Annotated in this window: 16 protein-coding genes; 10 read left to right on the top strand and 6 right to left on the bottom strand. The window is 63.5% G+C overall.

Going from position 1 to position 15,212, the window contains the following annotated elements; genetic code table 11:
- Positions 1–138 precede the first annotated feature (138 nt).
- On the top strand, positions 139–720 hold the full coding sequence (locus tag ACTHJ1_RS17630) for a hypothetical protein (protein ID WP_440195181.1): 582 nt from the start codon (positions 139–141) through the stop codon (positions 718–720).
- Positions 721–789: 69 nt separating this feature from the next.
- Complete coding sequence (asd, locus tag ACTHJ1_RS17625) at positions 790–1,653, top strand: archaetidylserine decarboxylase (protein WP_440195178.1); 864 nt, start codon at positions 790–792, stop codon at positions 1,651–1,653.
- A gap of 13 nt (positions 1,654–1,666) precedes the next feature.
- Here the strand turns inward: asd and ybaL are convergent, their stop codons facing one another.
- Positions 1,667–3,361, bottom strand: coding sequence for a YbaL family putative K(+) efflux transporter (gene ybaL, locus ACTHJ1_RS17620; RefSeq protein WP_440195175.1), 1,695 nt, complete (start codon positions 3,359–3,361; stop codon positions 1,667–1,669).
- 57 nt (positions 3,362–3,418) lie between these two features.
- On the opposite strand from ybaL, the gene ACTHJ1_RS17615 reads away from it, so the two are divergent.
- Positions 3,419–3,799: a DUF423 domain-containing protein gene (locus ACTHJ1_RS17615; protein WP_440195172.1), complete on the top strand. Its 381-nt coding sequence runs from the start codon at positions 3,419–3,421 to the stop codon at positions 3,797–3,799.
- 83 nt (positions 3,800–3,882) lie between these two features.
- Entirely contained in the window at positions 3,883–4,497 is a 615-nt protein-coding gene (locus tag ACTHJ1_RS17610) for a glutathione S-transferase family protein (RefSeq protein WP_440195169.1), read from the top strand.
- Positions 4,498–4,582: 85 nt separating this feature from the next.
- Here the strand turns inward: ACTHJ1_RS17610 and proC are convergent, their stop codons facing one another.
- Positions 4,583–5,413, bottom strand: coding sequence for a pyrroline-5-carboxylate reductase (gene proC / locus ACTHJ1_RS17605; RefSeq protein WP_440195167.1), 831 nt, complete (start codon positions 5,411–5,413; stop codon positions 4,583–4,585).
- Between the two features lie 308 nt (positions 5,414–5,721).
- Between proC and ugpB the strand changes: the two genes are divergently transcribed.
- The 4 genes from ugpB to ACTHJ1_RS17585 all read left to right on the top strand — a co-directional run bounded on the left by ugpB (position 5,722) and on the right by ACTHJ1_RS17585 (position 10,064).
- Positions 5,722–7,032: a sn-glycerol-3-phosphate ABC transporter substrate-binding protein UgpB gene (ugpB, locus tag ACTHJ1_RS17600; RefSeq protein WP_440195164.1), complete on the top strand. Its 1,311-nt coding sequence runs from the start codon at positions 5,722–5,724 to the stop codon at positions 7,030–7,032.
- 154 nt (positions 7,033–7,186) lie between these two features.
- Positions 7,187–8,068, top strand: a complete 882-nt coding sequence (gene ugpA, locus ACTHJ1_RS17595) for a sn-glycerol-3-phosphate ABC transporter permease UgpA (RefSeq protein WP_440195161.1) — start codon at positions 7,187–7,189, stop codon at positions 8,066–8,068.
- Between the two features lie 38 nt (positions 8,069–8,106).
- Entirely contained in the window at positions 8,107–8,949 is an 843-nt protein-coding gene (ugpE, locus tag ACTHJ1_RS17590; protein WP_440195159.1) for a sn-glycerol-3-phosphate ABC transporter permease UgpE, read from the top strand.
- A 23-nt stretch (positions 8,950–8,972) separates the two neighbouring features.
- Positions 8,973–10,064, top strand: a complete 1,092-nt coding sequence (locus tag ACTHJ1_RS17585) for a sn-glycerol-3-phosphate import ATP-binding protein UgpC (protein WP_440195156.1) — start codon at positions 8,973–8,975, stop codon at positions 10,062–10,064.
- A gap of 19 nt (positions 10,065–10,083) precedes the next feature.
- Here ACTHJ1_RS17585 and ACTHJ1_RS17580 read toward each other — a convergent pair whose 3' ends face one another.
- Complete coding sequence (locus tag ACTHJ1_RS17580; protein ID WP_440195153.1) at positions 10,084–10,989, bottom strand: LysR family transcriptional regulator; 906 nt, start codon at positions 10,987–10,989, stop codon at positions 10,084–10,086.
- 107 nt (positions 10,990–11,096) lie between these two features.
- Between ACTHJ1_RS17580 and ACTHJ1_RS17575 the strand changes: the two genes are divergently transcribed.
- Together ACTHJ1_RS17575 and ACTHJ1_RS17570 are read left to right on the top strand one after the other, a co-directional pair.
- Positions 11,097–11,768 (top strand): alpha/beta hydrolase, encoded by a 672-nt coding sequence (locus tag ACTHJ1_RS17575; protein ID WP_440195150.1) that lies wholly within the window; start codon positions 11,097–11,099, stop codon positions 11,766–11,768.
- 12 nt (positions 11,769–11,780) lie between these two features.
- Entirely contained in the window at positions 11,781–12,185 is a 405-nt protein-coding gene (locus tag ACTHJ1_RS17570; RefSeq protein ID WP_440195147.1) for a DoxX family protein, read from the top strand.
- Positions 12,186–12,194: 9 nt separating this feature from the next.
- On the opposite strand, the gene rfbD is transcribed toward ACTHJ1_RS17570, so the two are convergent.
- The 3 genes from rfbD to ACTHJ1_RS17555 form a co-directional block, all read right to left on the bottom strand.
- Entirely contained in the window at positions 12,195–13,094 is a 900-nt protein-coding gene (rfbD, locus tag ACTHJ1_RS17565) for a dTDP-4-dehydrorhamnose reductase (RefSeq protein WP_440195144.1), read from the bottom strand.
- A gap of 11 nt (positions 13,095–13,105) precedes the next feature.
- Complete coding sequence (gene rfbB, locus ACTHJ1_RS17560; protein WP_440195141.1) at positions 13,106–14,167, bottom strand: dTDP-glucose 4,6-dehydratase; 1,062 nt, start codon at positions 14,165–14,167, stop codon at positions 13,106–13,108.
- Positions 14,168–14,249: 82 nt separating this feature from the next.
- Positions 14,250–15,206, bottom strand: coding sequence for a LysR substrate-binding domain-containing protein (locus tag ACTHJ1_RS17555; RefSeq protein WP_440195138.1), 957 nt, complete (start codon positions 15,204–15,206; stop codon positions 14,250–14,252).
- Positions 15,207–15,212: the final 6 nt, after the last annotated feature.

Below are 15,212 nucleotides of genomic sequence, written 5' to 3'. Positions count from 1 at the left end.
AAATGAAAAGGAACGTCACGCTTTGTTCCGAAAGCGCATGAAATGCCCTACTTGACCTCAGTTTCTCTGGACGCAAGTGGGACAAAATCCGACAATCTGTTCATACGCATGATCTGCATGCGCGTGAAGCAAAACCCCATGAATAACGAAATTGCATTCCCTCGCCACACTATCTTTCTTTATACCGAAGAAGATAAGGGCGGACGCCTGCGCGAATCCCCCGTCATCGGTCTCATCAACGATTATTCCGGAGACAGGCTTATCGTGGTGCGGGATCCGTATAACGATTTGAAGTTCGTGTATCGGGCCGATTTCGACACCTACAACATGGAGGCGGTTGGCATCGTCAACCTGACCGACGAAGAGTTCGCAAGCAAGGGCAGTGTGGAAATCGAGCACCTGGTCTATCGGCTGGGTACTGCAGAACAAGCCATCCGGCATCTGCGCAAGCGCACAAAATGGATACAAGACAAGAGTTCGGCGATGTCGGTGCTGCTGCACTACACCGCTTCGCGGCGCCAGAATCTCTCCACGCCGCGCAGCATCGACCGGGACAAGATCCTGACGATTCCGCCGGATGCGCCGATCGAGACGCTGGAAGAGATTATCGCCGCCCGGAACGCCGCCGCGGCCAACGAAGCGTTTGAGGCGCCTCCTTCGTCCGAGGGAGAGAAATTTACGGCGCACTTTCAAGAGAAAGACAACGATACGCCGCGTTAAGACGGCCCCTGCGCGCTACACTTCGCCCTCGGCGCCCACTATGGGAGGGCGCGATTTTCGTCTGTCGCCATGTCTTTTTCCGACTCGCTGTTTCTCGCCTGCCAGCATCTGGCCCCGCATCAGATGGTTTCGCGCCTGGCAGGCAGCCTGGCAGGATGCCGCATGACCGGAGTCAAGAACACCCTCATCGGTCGTTTTTTGCGCCGCTACGACGTGGACATGCGCGAAGCGCAAATCGAAGACCCGCTGGCCTACGAGAGCTTCAACGATTTTTTCACCCGCGCCCTGAAGCCCGATGCGCGTCCGTTGGATGCGACACCGGGCGCAGTACTGTGCCCGGCTGACGGCAGCGTCAGCCAGGCCGGCCGCATTGTCGGCGGCCGCATCTTCCAGGCCAAGAACCACCATTTCGACCTGCTCGACCTGCTGGGCGGCGACGCCGAGCGCGCTGCGCCGTTCACCGACGGCAGCTTCGCCACCATCTACCTGTCGCCGCGCGACTATCACCGTGTGCACATGCCGGTGTCCGGCGTGCTGCGCGAGATGGTTTACGTGCCCGGCCGGCTTTACTCGGTCAACCCGCTGACGGCCCGCAGCGTGCCGGGTCTTTTTGCGCGCAACGAGCGCGTCGTCTGCATTTTCGATACACCCGCGCACGGCCCCATGGCTCTAGTGCTGGTGGGCGCAATGATCGTGGCGTCGGTACAGACCGTCTGGGCGGGCCGCATTGCGCCGCATCGTCCCGACCTGGTCGTCACGCGCTATCAGGGTGCGCAGGCCGCACAGCTGGCGCAAGGCGCCGAAATGGGGCGCTTCCTGCTGGGCTCGACCGTCGTAGCCCTGTTCGGGCGCGACCGCGTGGACTGGACCGATCTGGCCGAGCCCGGCGGCGCCGTGCGCATGGGCCAGGCCTTGGGCCGCGCCCGGGCCTAGCGCCTGCCAGGATCTACTGGGCAAAGCGCGATCGCACGTGCCCCGCCAGGCCGCGGGCCAGCTGCTCGTCGCCCATGAACACCTCGCCGATATTTTCCTCGCGCAGCATCCGCATCTCGTCCTCGCTTTGCGCGACCAGAACGATCTCGATCTGCGGGTTGAGCGTGCGCGCCGTGTCGACCATCTTGCGCATGCCCACCGGATCGGACACGGTCGCCACCAGCATGGCTGCGTGCGCGATATGGGCCTGGATCAGCACGGCCGGTTCGGCCGCGTCGCCCAGGACTGCCGCCTGCCCCTGATTGCGCAAGTCTTCGACTCTCTCGCGGCTTTGCTCGGCCACCACCATCGGGATGCCGTGCGCCGCCAGGTCGGTGGCGACGCGCCGCCCTACCCGGCCGTATCCCACCAACACCACCTGCCCGTCGAGATACTTGCGCTCGGTGCTCACGGGCAATTCGGCATAGGGATCGCCGCTGGCTTCGAGCTTGCGGGCCAGCGCCGACCGCGCCAGCACCCATTTGCGCAGCGGTTCGATGGCGGCAAAGAGAATGGGATTAAGCGCAATAGAGAGAATCGCGCCGGCCAGTATCAGACTCATGCCCTCGGGCGGCAGCAGGCCCAGCGACACGCCCAGCCCGGCCAGGATGAAAGAGAACTCGCCGATCTGCGCGAGGCTGGCCGACACGGTCAGCGCTGTCGTGAGCGGATAGCGCAAAAGCAGGACCAAGGCCATCGACACCAGTGATTTGCCGAACATGATGATGACCAGCACGCCCAGCACATGCAGAGGTTCGCGCAGCAGAATGGCGGGATCGAACAGCATGCCGACCGAGACGAAGAACAGCACCGAGAAAGCATCGCGCAGCGGCAGCGACTCCTCGGCGGCGCGGTGGCTGAACTCCGACTCGCGCATGACCATACCGGCGAAAAAAGCCCCCAGCGCAAACGACACATGGAAAAGCTGCGCGGCGCCGTAGGCAATGCCGATCGCCGCGGCAACGACCGCCAGGGTGAACATCTCGCGCGAGCCGGTGCGCGCCACCTGCCACAGCAGCCAGGGCAATGCACGCCGGCCGACGGCAAGCATCAGGACGATGAACACGGCCACCTCCAGCAGCGTCTTGCCGATGGTCAGCCACAAGGCCATGCCGGTGGCGCCGTGCTCCAGCGCCTGGCCGCCCAACACGCCGGCCAAGGGCGGCAACAGCACCAGCACCAGGACCGTGGCCAGATCCTCCACCACCAGCCAGCCCACGGCAATGCGGCCATTTTGCGTTTCCAGCGTGCCGCGCGTCTCCAGCGCCTTGAGCAGCACCACGGTGCTGGCGCAGGACAGCGACAGGCCAAAGACCAGCCCACTGCCCCAGCTCCAGCCCCAGAGCCACGCGATCAGCATACCCATCGCGGTGGCCAGCGCCATCTGCACCATGGCGCCGGGCACGGCCAGGCGTTTGACGTCCAGCAGGTCGCGCAGCGAAAAATGCAGCCCTACGCCGAACATCAGCAGCATGACGCCGATTTCCGACAACTCCGAAGCCAACTTCACATCGGCCACGACCCCTGGCGTAGCCGGACCGATGAGTATGCCCGCCAACAGATAGCCGACCAGCGCCGGCACCTTGATGCGCTCGGCCGCGAAGCCCAGGACCAGCGCCATGCCGAAGCCCTCGGCCAGCGTTGTGATCAGGGGAATGCTGTGTTCCATTCGGCCTCCGTTGAATTTGCGCATAATAATAGGTTTCTGTTTACTTCCGGCCTCACCATGAACGATCGTTCGCTCCCGGCGCTCGCCGCCCTCTGCATGCTCGTCGGCGTCGCTGCCGGCGCTTTCGGCGCCCACGGCCTAAAGGGCAGAATCGACGCCGAGATGCTCGGCGTCTGGCAGATCGGCGTGCAATATCATCTCGTCCACGCATTGGGCCTGTTCGCCGTGGCCTGGCTGCGTACGCGCCACCCTCGGACCCGCCTGCTGCCGGTCGCTGCGTGGCTGATGTTCGCCGGCATCGTGCTGTTCTCGGGCAGCCTCTATGCGCTGGCCCTCACCGGCATGCGCTGGCTGGGCGCGATCACGCCCTTGGGCGGCGTCGCCTTTCTGCTGGCCTGGGCCATGACGGGCTGGGCGGCCTGGCGCGCGCCGCGTTGAATCGAAGGTCCGAGGCCCGTCGCGCAACCCGTCCTGCGGGCGTACCATACCCGGCAGCACGTTCATGCCACAGGAGATAGAACATGAAGCTGTACTACTTGCCCGGAGCCTGCTCGCTCACTATCCACATCTCGCTGGAGTGGATAGGCAAGCCCTACGAAGCCCGGAAAATGGAGCGGGACGCGATCAAGTCGCCCGACTACCTCAAGATCAACCCCATGGGCGCCGTGCCGGCCATTACCGATGGCGACTTCAATCTGAACCAGAACCTCGCCATCCTCGCCTACCTGAACGCCAAGCACCCCGAAGCGGGCCTGCTGGGCGACGGCACGCCCGAGGGCCTGGCCGAAACCATGCGCTGGCTAGCCTTCATCAACTCCGACCTGCACCGCACCTTCAGCCTGCTCTTCGGTCCAGGGCGCTTCGTCAGCGACGATGCCGCCCAGCAAGAGCTCGCCGCTTCGGCCGCCAAGATCTTGCACCGCTACTTCGCCATGCTCGACGCGCGCCTCGATGGCCGCGACTACCTGACCGGCGCCCGGCGCACCGCCGCCGACGCCTATCTGTTCGTCGTACTGCGCTGGGCTCACGCCAAGAATCTTGACCTGTCCGGCCTGGCCAACCTGCCCGAATTCAACGCACGCATGAAGGCCGACCCCGGCGTCGCGGCTGCGCTCAAGGCCGAAGGGCTGGAATAAAGCGCATCGCAGCGACAGTCCCGCAATAAAAAGGGGCCGCCCGCGCAAAGCGCAGGCGGCCCCTCTGCATTGTTATCGATGCGGCCTATTTGCCGAACTCTTCGGCCAGCTCTCTCGAACGACGCGCCGCAGCCTGCACCGCATCGCGCACGATGTCGGCAAAACCGGCCTGCTTGAACACGTCCAGCGCCGCGGCCGTCGTGCCGCCCTTGGATGTCACCTTCTCGCGCAGGACCGCCGGCGTGTCGGTCGACTGCCCCGACAATCTGGCCGCGCCGGCCACCGTAGCCTGCGCCAGCTGGTGCGCTTGCGCTTCGGTCAGGCCCACCGACTGGCCCGCCGCCGCCAGGGCTTCCAGCAGCAGGAAGACATACGCCGGACCGCTGCCCGACACGGCGGTAACCGCATCCAGTCCGGCATCGCCATCCACCCACACCACCTCGCCAACCGACTGCAAGAGACGGGCGACCAGCGCGCGATCGGATTCTGTCACGCCAGGCATTGCCGCCAGACCCGTCATGCCCGCACCCACCAGCGCAGGCGTATTGGGCATGCAACGCACCAGCCGCTGCCAGGGCTTGCCCGGCTCGCCCAGCCAACCGGCCAGGGTATCGGCCCGTATACCGGCCGCGATGCTGATGATGAGCGTATCGGGCGCCAGCCAGGGCTTGCTCTGCAGCACCGCCTCGCGCATGTGCTGCGGCTTGACCGCATAGACCCAGGCCTTGCAGCGTCGCAACGTCTCATCGGGCTGGGTTGCCGTGGTCATGCCGCGGGCGCGCCAGGCTTCGTGCCCCGCTTCGTTGATGTCGATGACGTGGATATCGCCGGCGGCGCAGATCTTTCCTGCCAGGCCGGAAGCCAGGGCGGCGGCCATATTGCCGCCGCCGATGAATGCGAGAGTGAGGTTGTCCATAGGGATGAAATTGTAATACCCACCACGATTTATAGGTAAACCCGAGTTTCTACCCAGTAAACCCGGATCGGCGCCAAGCAATCCTTCAGTTAACTTTCAACCCATGAACCAGGAATGTCGCCAGGTCGCCGCGAACGCGGGCCAACAAGATCATTGACAGTTTGGCGCCCGCTGGATCAAAGTCACGCCGTTGTCATAAACACTTCATAAAGTGCCAGCCTGCATCGAGACCCGACAGCGCTCGGTACACACACTCGCCGCGTGCGTCGCAACCCGCGCCGCGCCGGCCATCTCAGGAGGAAGTTGTAATGCGATTCTCACGTCTGGCCACTGCCCTGGCCATCGCCGGCGCGCTCACCGCCACCTCGGCCCAGGCCGTCACCGAAATCTCGTTCTGGCATGCAATGGAAGGCCCGCTCGGCGACCGCGTGAACGCCATCGTGGCCGCCTTCAACAAGGCCAACCCCGACTACGACGTCAAGGCCATTTACAAAGGCAGCTACAACGAAACCATGAACGCCGGCATCGCCGCGTTCCGCGCCGGCAATGCGCCCGACATCCTGCAGGTGTTCGAAGTCGGCACCGCCACCATGATGGCCGCCAAGGGCGCCGTCATGCCGGTGCAGCAGATGTCCGAAAAGGCCGGCGATCCGATCGACGCCAAGGCCTTCCTCGGCGCCGTGGCCGGCTACTACTCGACCAACGACGGCAAGCTCGAATCGATGCCGTTCAACAGCTCGACGGCTGTGTTCTACTACAACAAGGACGCCTTCCAGAAGGCGGGCTTGGATCCCAACAAGCCGCCCAAGACCTGGGAAGAAGTCGCAGCCGACGGCGCCAAGCTCAAGGCTGCCGGTATGGAATGCGGCTATACCACCAGCTGGCCCTCGGGGATCCAGCTCGAGACCTTCTCGGCTTGGCACAACATTCCCTACGCCACCGAGAACAACGGTTTCGGCGGCTTCGGCGCGCGCCTGGCCATCGACAATCCGCTGGTCCTGCGCCACATGCAGAACCTGGCCAAGTGGTCCAAGGAAGGCATCTTCACGTACGGCGGCCGCGGCGACAACCCCAACGCGCTGTTCGTGAGCGGCAAGTGCGGCATGATCACCGGCTCGTCGGGCCTGCGCGCCAGCCTGCTGCAGAACGCCAAGTTCCAGTTCGGCATCTCGACCCTGCCCTACTACGCCAACGTCAAGGGCGCGCCGCAGAACGCCATCATCGGCGGCGCTTCGCTGTGGGTCTTCGCCCACAAGTCGCCCGAGGTCTACAAGGGTGTCACCAAGTTCTTCAAGTACCTGGCCAGCCCCGAGGTCGCCGCACAATGGCATCAGGCCACCGGCTATGTGCCTGTGACCAAGGCCGCCTATGAGCTGACCAAGCAGCAAGGCTTCTACGACAAGAACCCCGGCACCGAAGTGGGCGTGCAACAGCTCAACGTCAAGACCACCGCGCAGTCGCGCGGCATCCGTCTGGGCTTCCTGCCGCAGATTCGCGACATCGAGGACGCCGACTTCGAAAACATCGTGTCGGGCAAGATGACCGCCAAGGCCGGCCTGCAAGACATGACCAAGCGCGGCGACGCGCTGCTGGCCAAGTTCCAGCAAAGCGTCAAATAAGTTAAATGCGCCGCGGGCGGGTCTTTCCCGACGGAAAGACCCGCCCGTTTTTCACTTTATTGTTTTTCACTTTATTGACTGAATAGCCGGTTTGTTTTTGCGGTTATGCTTGCGGCCATCGGGTCGTCGGCCCGTCCTGAACCTGCCCTGCCCCATGGAAAAACGCGTCGTTTTCGGCCACAAGACCCTGCCTTATCTGCTGCTGACCCCTCAGTTGCTGATTACGGTCATCTTCTTCTTTTTGCCTGCTGGCGAAGCCATCTGGCAGTCCACGCAACTGCAGGACGCCTTCGGGCTGACCACCCAGTTCGTCGGCCTGGAAAACTTTACCGACCTGTTCACCCAGTCGGCCTACCTCGATTCGTTCAAGACTACCGCGGTGTTCTCCATCCTGGTGGCCTTCGTGGGCCTATCGCTGGCGCTGCTGCTGGCCGTGATGGCCAACCGCGTCATTCGTGGCGCCAGCGTCTACAAGACCCTGCTCATCTGGCCCTACGCCGTGGCGCCGGCCGTGGTGGGCGTATTGTGGCTCTTTCTGTTCTCGCCGGCAGTCGGCATCCTGGCCGTGGCGCTCAATAGCCTGGGCATCCCCTGGAACCCGCGCCTGGACAGCACCGATGCGATGATCCTGGTGCTGATCTCGGCCGTATGGAAGCAGATCTCCTACAACTTCCTGTTCTTCCTGGCCGGTCTGCAATCGATCCCCAAGTCGCTGATCGAGGCGGCCGCCATCGATGGCGCCTCGCCGTGGCGGCGCTTCTGGAGCATTGTCTTCCCCTTGCTCTCGCCCACCACCTTTTTCCTGCTCGTGATCAACATCATCTATGCGTTCTTCGATACCTTCGCGGTGATCGACACCACCACGCAGGGCGGTCCCGGAACGTCCACCGACATCCTGGTCTACAAGGTCTACAACGACGGCTTCAACGGACTGAACCTGAGCTCCTCGGCCGCGCAATCGGTGGTGCTGATGCTCATCGTCATTGTGCTGACCATCGTGCAGTTCCGCTATATCGACCGCAAGGTCCAGTACTGACTCCCGCTGGCCACCAGCCCACGAACTAGATCAACTCCATGGTAGAACGCCGCCCCTGGCTCGATTTTCTGGCCCACGTCATCCTGATCGTCGGCCTGCTCATCGTGGCCTTTCCGCTTTACGTGACCTTCATCGCGTCCACGCAGACCGCGCAGGAAGTCGCCAACGCGCCCATGTCGCTGCTGCCCGGCTCGCACATGGTCGAGAACTACATCACCGCGATCACCGCAGGCGGCTCCGGCGCCTCTCCGGTCGGCCGCATGTTGTGGGTGAGCCTGGTCATGGCGCTGTCCATCGCCATCGGCAAGATTCTCATCTCCATCATCTCGGCTTACGCCGTGGTGTACTTCCGTTTTCCCGGACGCCAGCTCTGCTTCTGGATGATCTTCATTACGCTGATGCTGCCTGTCGAGGTGCGCATCGCGCCCACCTACCAGGTCGTGGCCGATCTGCACATGCTCAATAGCTATGCCGGCCTGGCCCTGCCGCTGATCGCCTCGGCCACCGCTACATTCCTGTTCCGCCAGTTTTTTCTCACTGTGCCCGACGAACTGGTCGAGGCCGCGCGTATCGACGGCGCCGGTCCCATGCGGTTCTTCTACGACGTGCTGCTGCCTCTGTCCAAGACCAGCATCGCGGCGCTGTTCGTCATCCAGTTCATCTACGGCTGGAACCAGTATCTCTGGCCGCTGCTCATCACCACCAAGGAAAACATGTACCCCATCGTGGTGGGCATACGGCGCATGGTCGCCGGCGGCGACGACGTCACCCAATGGAACATCACCATGGCCACCACCATTCTCGCCATGATCCCGCCCGCTTTGGTCGTGATCCTGATGCAGAAATGGTTCGTGCAAGGCCTGGTCGACGCCGAAAAATAATCCCTTACCCGTTCGCGCTACTCATGGCCACTCTCAGCTTCAAGAACGTCAAGAAGACCTACGCCGGCAACATCGCCGTCATCCACGGCATCGATATGGAGATCGCCGACGGCGAATTCATCGTCATCGTCGGCCCGTCCGGCTGCGGCAAATCCACGCTGATGCGCATGGTGGCCGGCCTGGAAGCAGTCACCAGCGGCGAGATCCAGATCGACGGCAACACGGTCAACGACCTGGAGCCCGCCGACCGCGACATCGCCATGGTGTTCCAGAACTACGCGCTCTATCCGCATATGAGCGTGTTCGACAACATGGCTTACGGCCTGAAGCTGCGCAAGCTGCCCAAAGAAGAGATCAAGAAGCGCGTCGACGACGCCGCCGAAATCCTGGAACTGTCCAAGCTGCTCGACCGCCGCCCGCGCGCGCTGTCCGGCGGGCAGCGCCAGCGCGTGGCCATGGGCCGCGCCATCGTGCGCGAACCCAAGGTGTTTCTCTTCGACGAACCGCTCTCCAACCTGGATGCCAAGCTGCGCGTGGCCATGCGCCTGGAGATTCTCAAGCTGCATCGCCGCCTGAGAACCACCAGCCTCTACGTCACGCACGACCAGGTCGAGGCCATGACGCTGGCGCATCGCATGATCGTCATGAACCAGGGCGTGCCCGAGCAGATCGGCACGCCGGTCGAGGTGTTCGAAAAACCAGCCTCGGTGTTCGTCGCCAGCTTCATCGGTTCGCCGCCCATGAACCTGATCCAGGTCAAGGTGGCCGGCGACGGCACCATGCAGACCCTCGAGGGCAGCCTGCCGCTGGACATCTCGCCCAACGACGTGCCGCCCGCCGTGCGCGGCCGCAAGGTGATTCTGGGCCTGCGGCCCGAATACATGATCCTCAACACCCGCGGCCTGTCGGCCGAGGTCGAGATGATCGAAACGCTGGGTTCCGAGCAACTGGTGCACTGCCGCTACGGCAACGACCGGTTGATCGTGCGCTGCACGACCCGGCAGTTGACCGAAGCGCCGCTGCAGCCGGGCGCGCGCCTGGACATCGGACCCGATGGCAGGCACCCCATGCACTGGTTCGAGATCGACAGCGGCAAGCGGGTAGCGAATCTTTGATGCGGCCAGGACGGCAGGCCTAATCGGTCTGCCACGGCGGCGCACGAAACGCCTCGGACAGGAAATCGATCAGGCTTCGCACCTTGAGCGGCAACTGCTTGCGGCTGGGGTACACCGCGTAGATGCCCAGCGCGATCGAGCGGTATTCCGGCATCAGTCTGATCAGACGGCCCTCTCTGATGTCCTGGTCGATCATGAAGCTGGGCTGCAGGATGATGCCGCCGTCTCGCAGCGCGAGCGCGCGGCACGTATCGCCATTATTCGAGTAAACGCGCACGCGTGCCGTCTTCACCACACTTTCGCCATCGGGCCCGAAGAACCGCCATTCGTCGCGGCCTGCGAGATTCGTATAGGCCAGCACGGGGTGCTTGCCCAACTCGCGCGGATGCGCCGGAGCGCCGTGGCGAGCCAGATAGCCGGGCGAAGCGCATAGGAGCATCTCTGTATGGGCCAGCTTGCGGCTGATCAACGACGAATCGGGCAGCGAGCTGATCCGAACCGCCAGGTCGTAGCCCTCGTCGACGAGATCCACCACCCTGTCGTTCAAGGTGATGTCCAGATCGATCTGCGGATACGCCTCCAGGAAATCTCCCCATAAGGTAGCCAGGTGCAGTATGCCGAAGCTGACCGGCGCATTGACCCGCACCAGTCCGCTGGGTGTATGCATACGCGAGCCGGCCTCGGCCTCCGCATCGTCCATCGCACCGAGAATATCTCGCGCACGCTGATAGAACAGGCGCCCTTCCTCGGTTAGCGACAAGCGGCGGGTGGTCCGCTGCAGCAGGCGCACGCCGAGCCGCTGTTCGAGCGCATCGACATGCCGCGACACCGCGGCTTTCGACACGCGCAGCGCATCGGCCGCGCGGACGAAACTACCGGCATCGACGACGGCCACGAATGTCGCCATTTCCAGGCTTCGATCCATTAATTATCTCGTTTATTGGGACTATAAGTTCACGAAATACTAATTTATTAACAAATTAATAGTCAATAGAATGGCCCCATCAACGCTCCGATAAGGCATCGCAAATCATGGACACTTTGCACAGCGACCGCGTCTCCGGCCTTTCGTACCGGGTGCGTCCGGCCGCAGGCCGGCCCACGGGTCGCCTGTTCTTGCTGCATGGCTTCGGCGGCAGCGAAACCAATCTGACTGCCCTCGCGCAAGACCTCGACCCGCGCATTGAACTGGTTTTCGTGCGCGGTCCCGTTGCATTGGGCAGCGGACAATACGCATGGTTCCACGTGCGATTCGGGCCGCAGGGCAGCGTCATCGATCCCGCGCAAGCCGAAGACAGTCGCGAGCGGTTGCTCGCACTGGTCCGTTCGCTCGGCCACGCCGACCGGGATATGCCCGTCACGGCAGTGATGGCGGGCTTCAGCCAGGGCGGAATCATGAGCGCGAGCGTCGCATTATCCGCGCCGAACGACGTACCGCGCTTCGCGATTCTCAGCGGCCGCATCCTGCCGGAGCTGGAACCGCGTCTTGCCTCATCCGAAAAACTGGCAAATGTCCGCGCGCTAGTCATGCACGGCCAATATGACGACAAGCTGCCTGTTGCCCTGGCTGCGCAAAGCGACGCACTACTGACGCAATTGGGCGTCTCGCACGAGACGCGCCTTTATCCGGTCGGCCACGCCTTGAACGCCGACATCGTCAATGACTTCTCTCGCTGGGTGGACCAGCACCTGCATCTCAACTAACCAGGAACCATCATGACCGATACCCGCACTGCTCCCTACTCCGCTCTCGTCCTGCGCATCGCGCTGGGCATCATGTTCGTCGCGCATGGCTTAACCAAGCTGATCCTCTTCACGCCGGCCGGTACCGCGAAATTCTTTGAGTCGGTGGGCTTCGCCGGCTGGCTGGCCTGGCCGATCATCGCATTCGAAATCGCTGCCGGCGTATTGCTTGTGACGGGAGTCTATGCCCGCCTGATCGCCGCGGTGGCCGCGATCGAACTGTTCGCGGCATCGACGGTGCACTTCGGCAACGGCTGGATGTTCACCAACGCCAACGGCGGCTGGGAATACCCGATTTTTCTGGCGATCGCGGCGGCGGCGCTGGCCTTGCTCGGCGACGGCGCATTCGCGCTCAAGCCCACGCCGCGTAGCGCGTGAGCCGAGCTCTCAGACGCCGAGCAGAACCTGCACGACTTGCCGAACGCCGTCTTCCCAGGGCGGTAAGGCCAGGTCGAAGGTCGAACGCAGCTTGCTTGTATCCAGACGCGACGACGCCGGACGGCGCGCCGGCAGCGGATATTGGTCCGTCGAGATGCGTTGGATCTGCTCGGGCTGCACTGCCAAGGGCGCGCCCGCTGCGCGGGCCAGCCGTCCTATCAGCACGGCATAGTCGTACCAGGTAGTTTCGCCCCGGGCCGCCAGATGATAAGTGCCGTAGGGAAACGGCGCGCCGTATTTTGCGTCTGCCAAATAGCGTCCCAGCATCTGTGCGGTCACATCGGCGATCAGCGCGGCGCCCGTGGGCGCGCCCGTTTGATCGCCTACCACGCGCAAGGCATCGCGCTCGCGCATTACGCGCAGCATGGTCTTCAGAAAATTGCCGCCATGCGCCCCGTACACCCAGCTGGTGCGCAGGATCAGATGACGCTCGCACGCCGCGCCTACCGCCTGCTCGCCTACCAGCTTGCTATGCCCGTAGACGCTGGCCGGCCCTGTGGCATCGCCTTCGCCGTAGGGCGTTTGCTGCGTGCCATCGAACACGTAGTCGGTGGAATAATGCACCAGTAGCGCGCCCAGCGCCTGCGCTTCGGCGGCCAGCACGCCCGGCCCCTGGCAATTGACCTGCAAGGCCAGCTCGGGCTCCTGCTCGGCCTTGTCCACGGCCGTGTAGGCGGCCGCGTTGATGACGATGTCCGGACGCTCGGCACGCACGGCCGCACGGATGGATTCCGGGTCGGCCAGATCGCAGCGGCGGCGGTCCATGGCCGCCACCTCGCCCAGCACGGCCAGGCTGCGCTGCAATTCAAAGCCCAGTTGCCCGTTGCAGCCCGTGAGCAAGATCTTCATTGCGAGAGTCCTCAGGCACCGTAGTGGCGCGACACCCAATTGCGATAGGCGCCGCTGGTCACGCCCTGCACCCAGCCCTGGTTGTCGAGGTACCACTGCACCGTCTTGCGTATGCCGGTTTCGAAAGTCTCGGCCGGGCGCCAACCCAGCTCGCGCTCGAGGCGGCGTGCGTCGATGGCATAGCGGCGGTCGTGCCCCGGGCGGTCTTTGACGAAGGTAATCAAGTCGCTATAGCGACGCCCTTGCGGCAAAGGCCGCAACTCGTCGAGCAGTGCGCAGATCGTCTTCACCACATCGATGTTGGCGCGCTCGTTCCAGCCGCCCACGTTGTAGGTCTCTCCCAGCCTGCCGGCCTCGAGCACACGGCGTATGGCGCTGCAGTGGTCTTTTACGTACAGCCAGTCGCGCACCTGCATGCCGTCGCCGTACACCGGCAAAGGCTTGCCCGCCAAGGCGTTGTGGATGACGAGCGGAATCAGTTTCTCCGGAAAATGATAGGGCCCGTAATTGTTGGAGCAATTGGTGGTGAGTACCGGCAGGCCGTAGGTATGGTGCCAGGCCCGCACCAGGTGATCGGAAGCCGCCTTGGAGGCCGAATACGGGCTGTTGGGCGCATAGGGCGTCGTCTCGGTGAAAGGCGGATCTTCGGGCGCGAGCGTGCCGTAGACCTCGTCGGTGGAAACGTGCAGAAAGCGGAAGGCGCCGCGCTCGGCATCAGTCAGGGTCGGCAGATAAGCCCGCACCGACTCCAGCAGATTGAAGGTGCCGATGACGTTGGTCTGCATGAATTCGGCCGGGCCGTGTATCGATCGATCGACATGCGACTCGGCGGCGAAATTGACGACTGCGCGCGGCCGGTATTGGCCCAGCAGCCTGTCCACGAGCTGGCTGTCGCCGATGTCGCCCTGCACCAGCGTGTGCCGCGCATCGTTTTGCAACGAGGCCAGCGTATCGGGATTGCCGGCATAGGTCAGCTTGTCCAGATTGACGATGGACTCTTGCGAGGCTGCCAACCAGTCCAGCACGAAGTTCGCGCCGATGAAGCCGGCTCCGCCGGTCACGAGTAAGGTCATAGCGTTGATTTTTTGCAATCTAGTGAGAGGTCAAAGATTAACATTGCCGCTCACCGCGCCGACTTGGGCGCCGTCGGGGAAATCAAGCCTGAACAGGCTCTTCGTCGAGCATCTTCACGTGCGGCAGGCCGCAGATGCGCACCGCCTGGGCCAACGCCTCGACGGCCGCCAGACGCGGAAAACTGCGGCGCCACGCCAGGACGATACGGCGCTCTGGCACGCTGCCGGCGAAAGGCACATAGCGCAACAGGTTCCTGCCCGCCGGGGGCTCGGCCGCGGTCTCCGGTACGGCGCTCATAGGCAGCACCGTCACGCCGATGCCGGCCGCCACCATATGCCGGATCGTTTCCAGCGACGAGCCCTCGAACGTGCGCTGGATGCCGTCGCTGGTGGCCGAAAAGCGCGAAAGTTCGGGGCACACTTCCAGCACCTGGTCGCGAAAGCAATGCCCGGAACCCAGGAGCAGCATGTTCTGTTTTTTCAAGTCGTGCGCGTCGATGGCTTTGAGTTTGGCCATTTCATGTGTCTGCGGCACCGCCACGATAAAGGGCTCGTCGTACAGCGGCTGCACGATCAGGCCCGATTCGGGCAGGGGCAAGGCCATGATGGCGCAGTCGATCTCGCCCTGGCGCAATAATTCGAGCAGGCGTACGGTGAAGTTTTCCTGCAGCACCAAAGGCATCTGCGGCGTCAGTTCGATCTGTGCGGGCACCAGGCGCGGCAGCAGGTAGGGGCCGACGGTATGGATCACGCCTACGCGCAGCGCGCCGGCCAGCGGGTCGTGGCCCTGACGCGCGATCTCCTTGATGCTGGCGCTCTCTTCCAAGACCTTCTGCGCCTGGACCACAATGCGCTGTCCTATGGGGGTGACGCCTACTTCGGCCCCCCCGCGCTCGAACAACGTGACGCCCAGCTCGTCTTCAAGCTTGCGTATGGCCACCGACAACGTGGGTTGGCTGACGAAGCATGCTTCGGCGGCTCGCCCGAAGTGGCGTTCGCGCGCGACGGCGACAATGTATTTCAACTCGGTAAGCGTCATGGCGGC

The sequence above is a fragment of the Bordetella sp. genome (assembly GCF_051960075.1).
Taxonomy (GTDB): Bacteria; Pseudomonadota; Gammaproteobacteria; order Burkholderiales; family Burkholderiaceae_B; genus Bordetella.
Note: the sequence above shows the minus strand (reverse complement) of the source record. Positions and strands in the feature narration are given on the sequence as shown.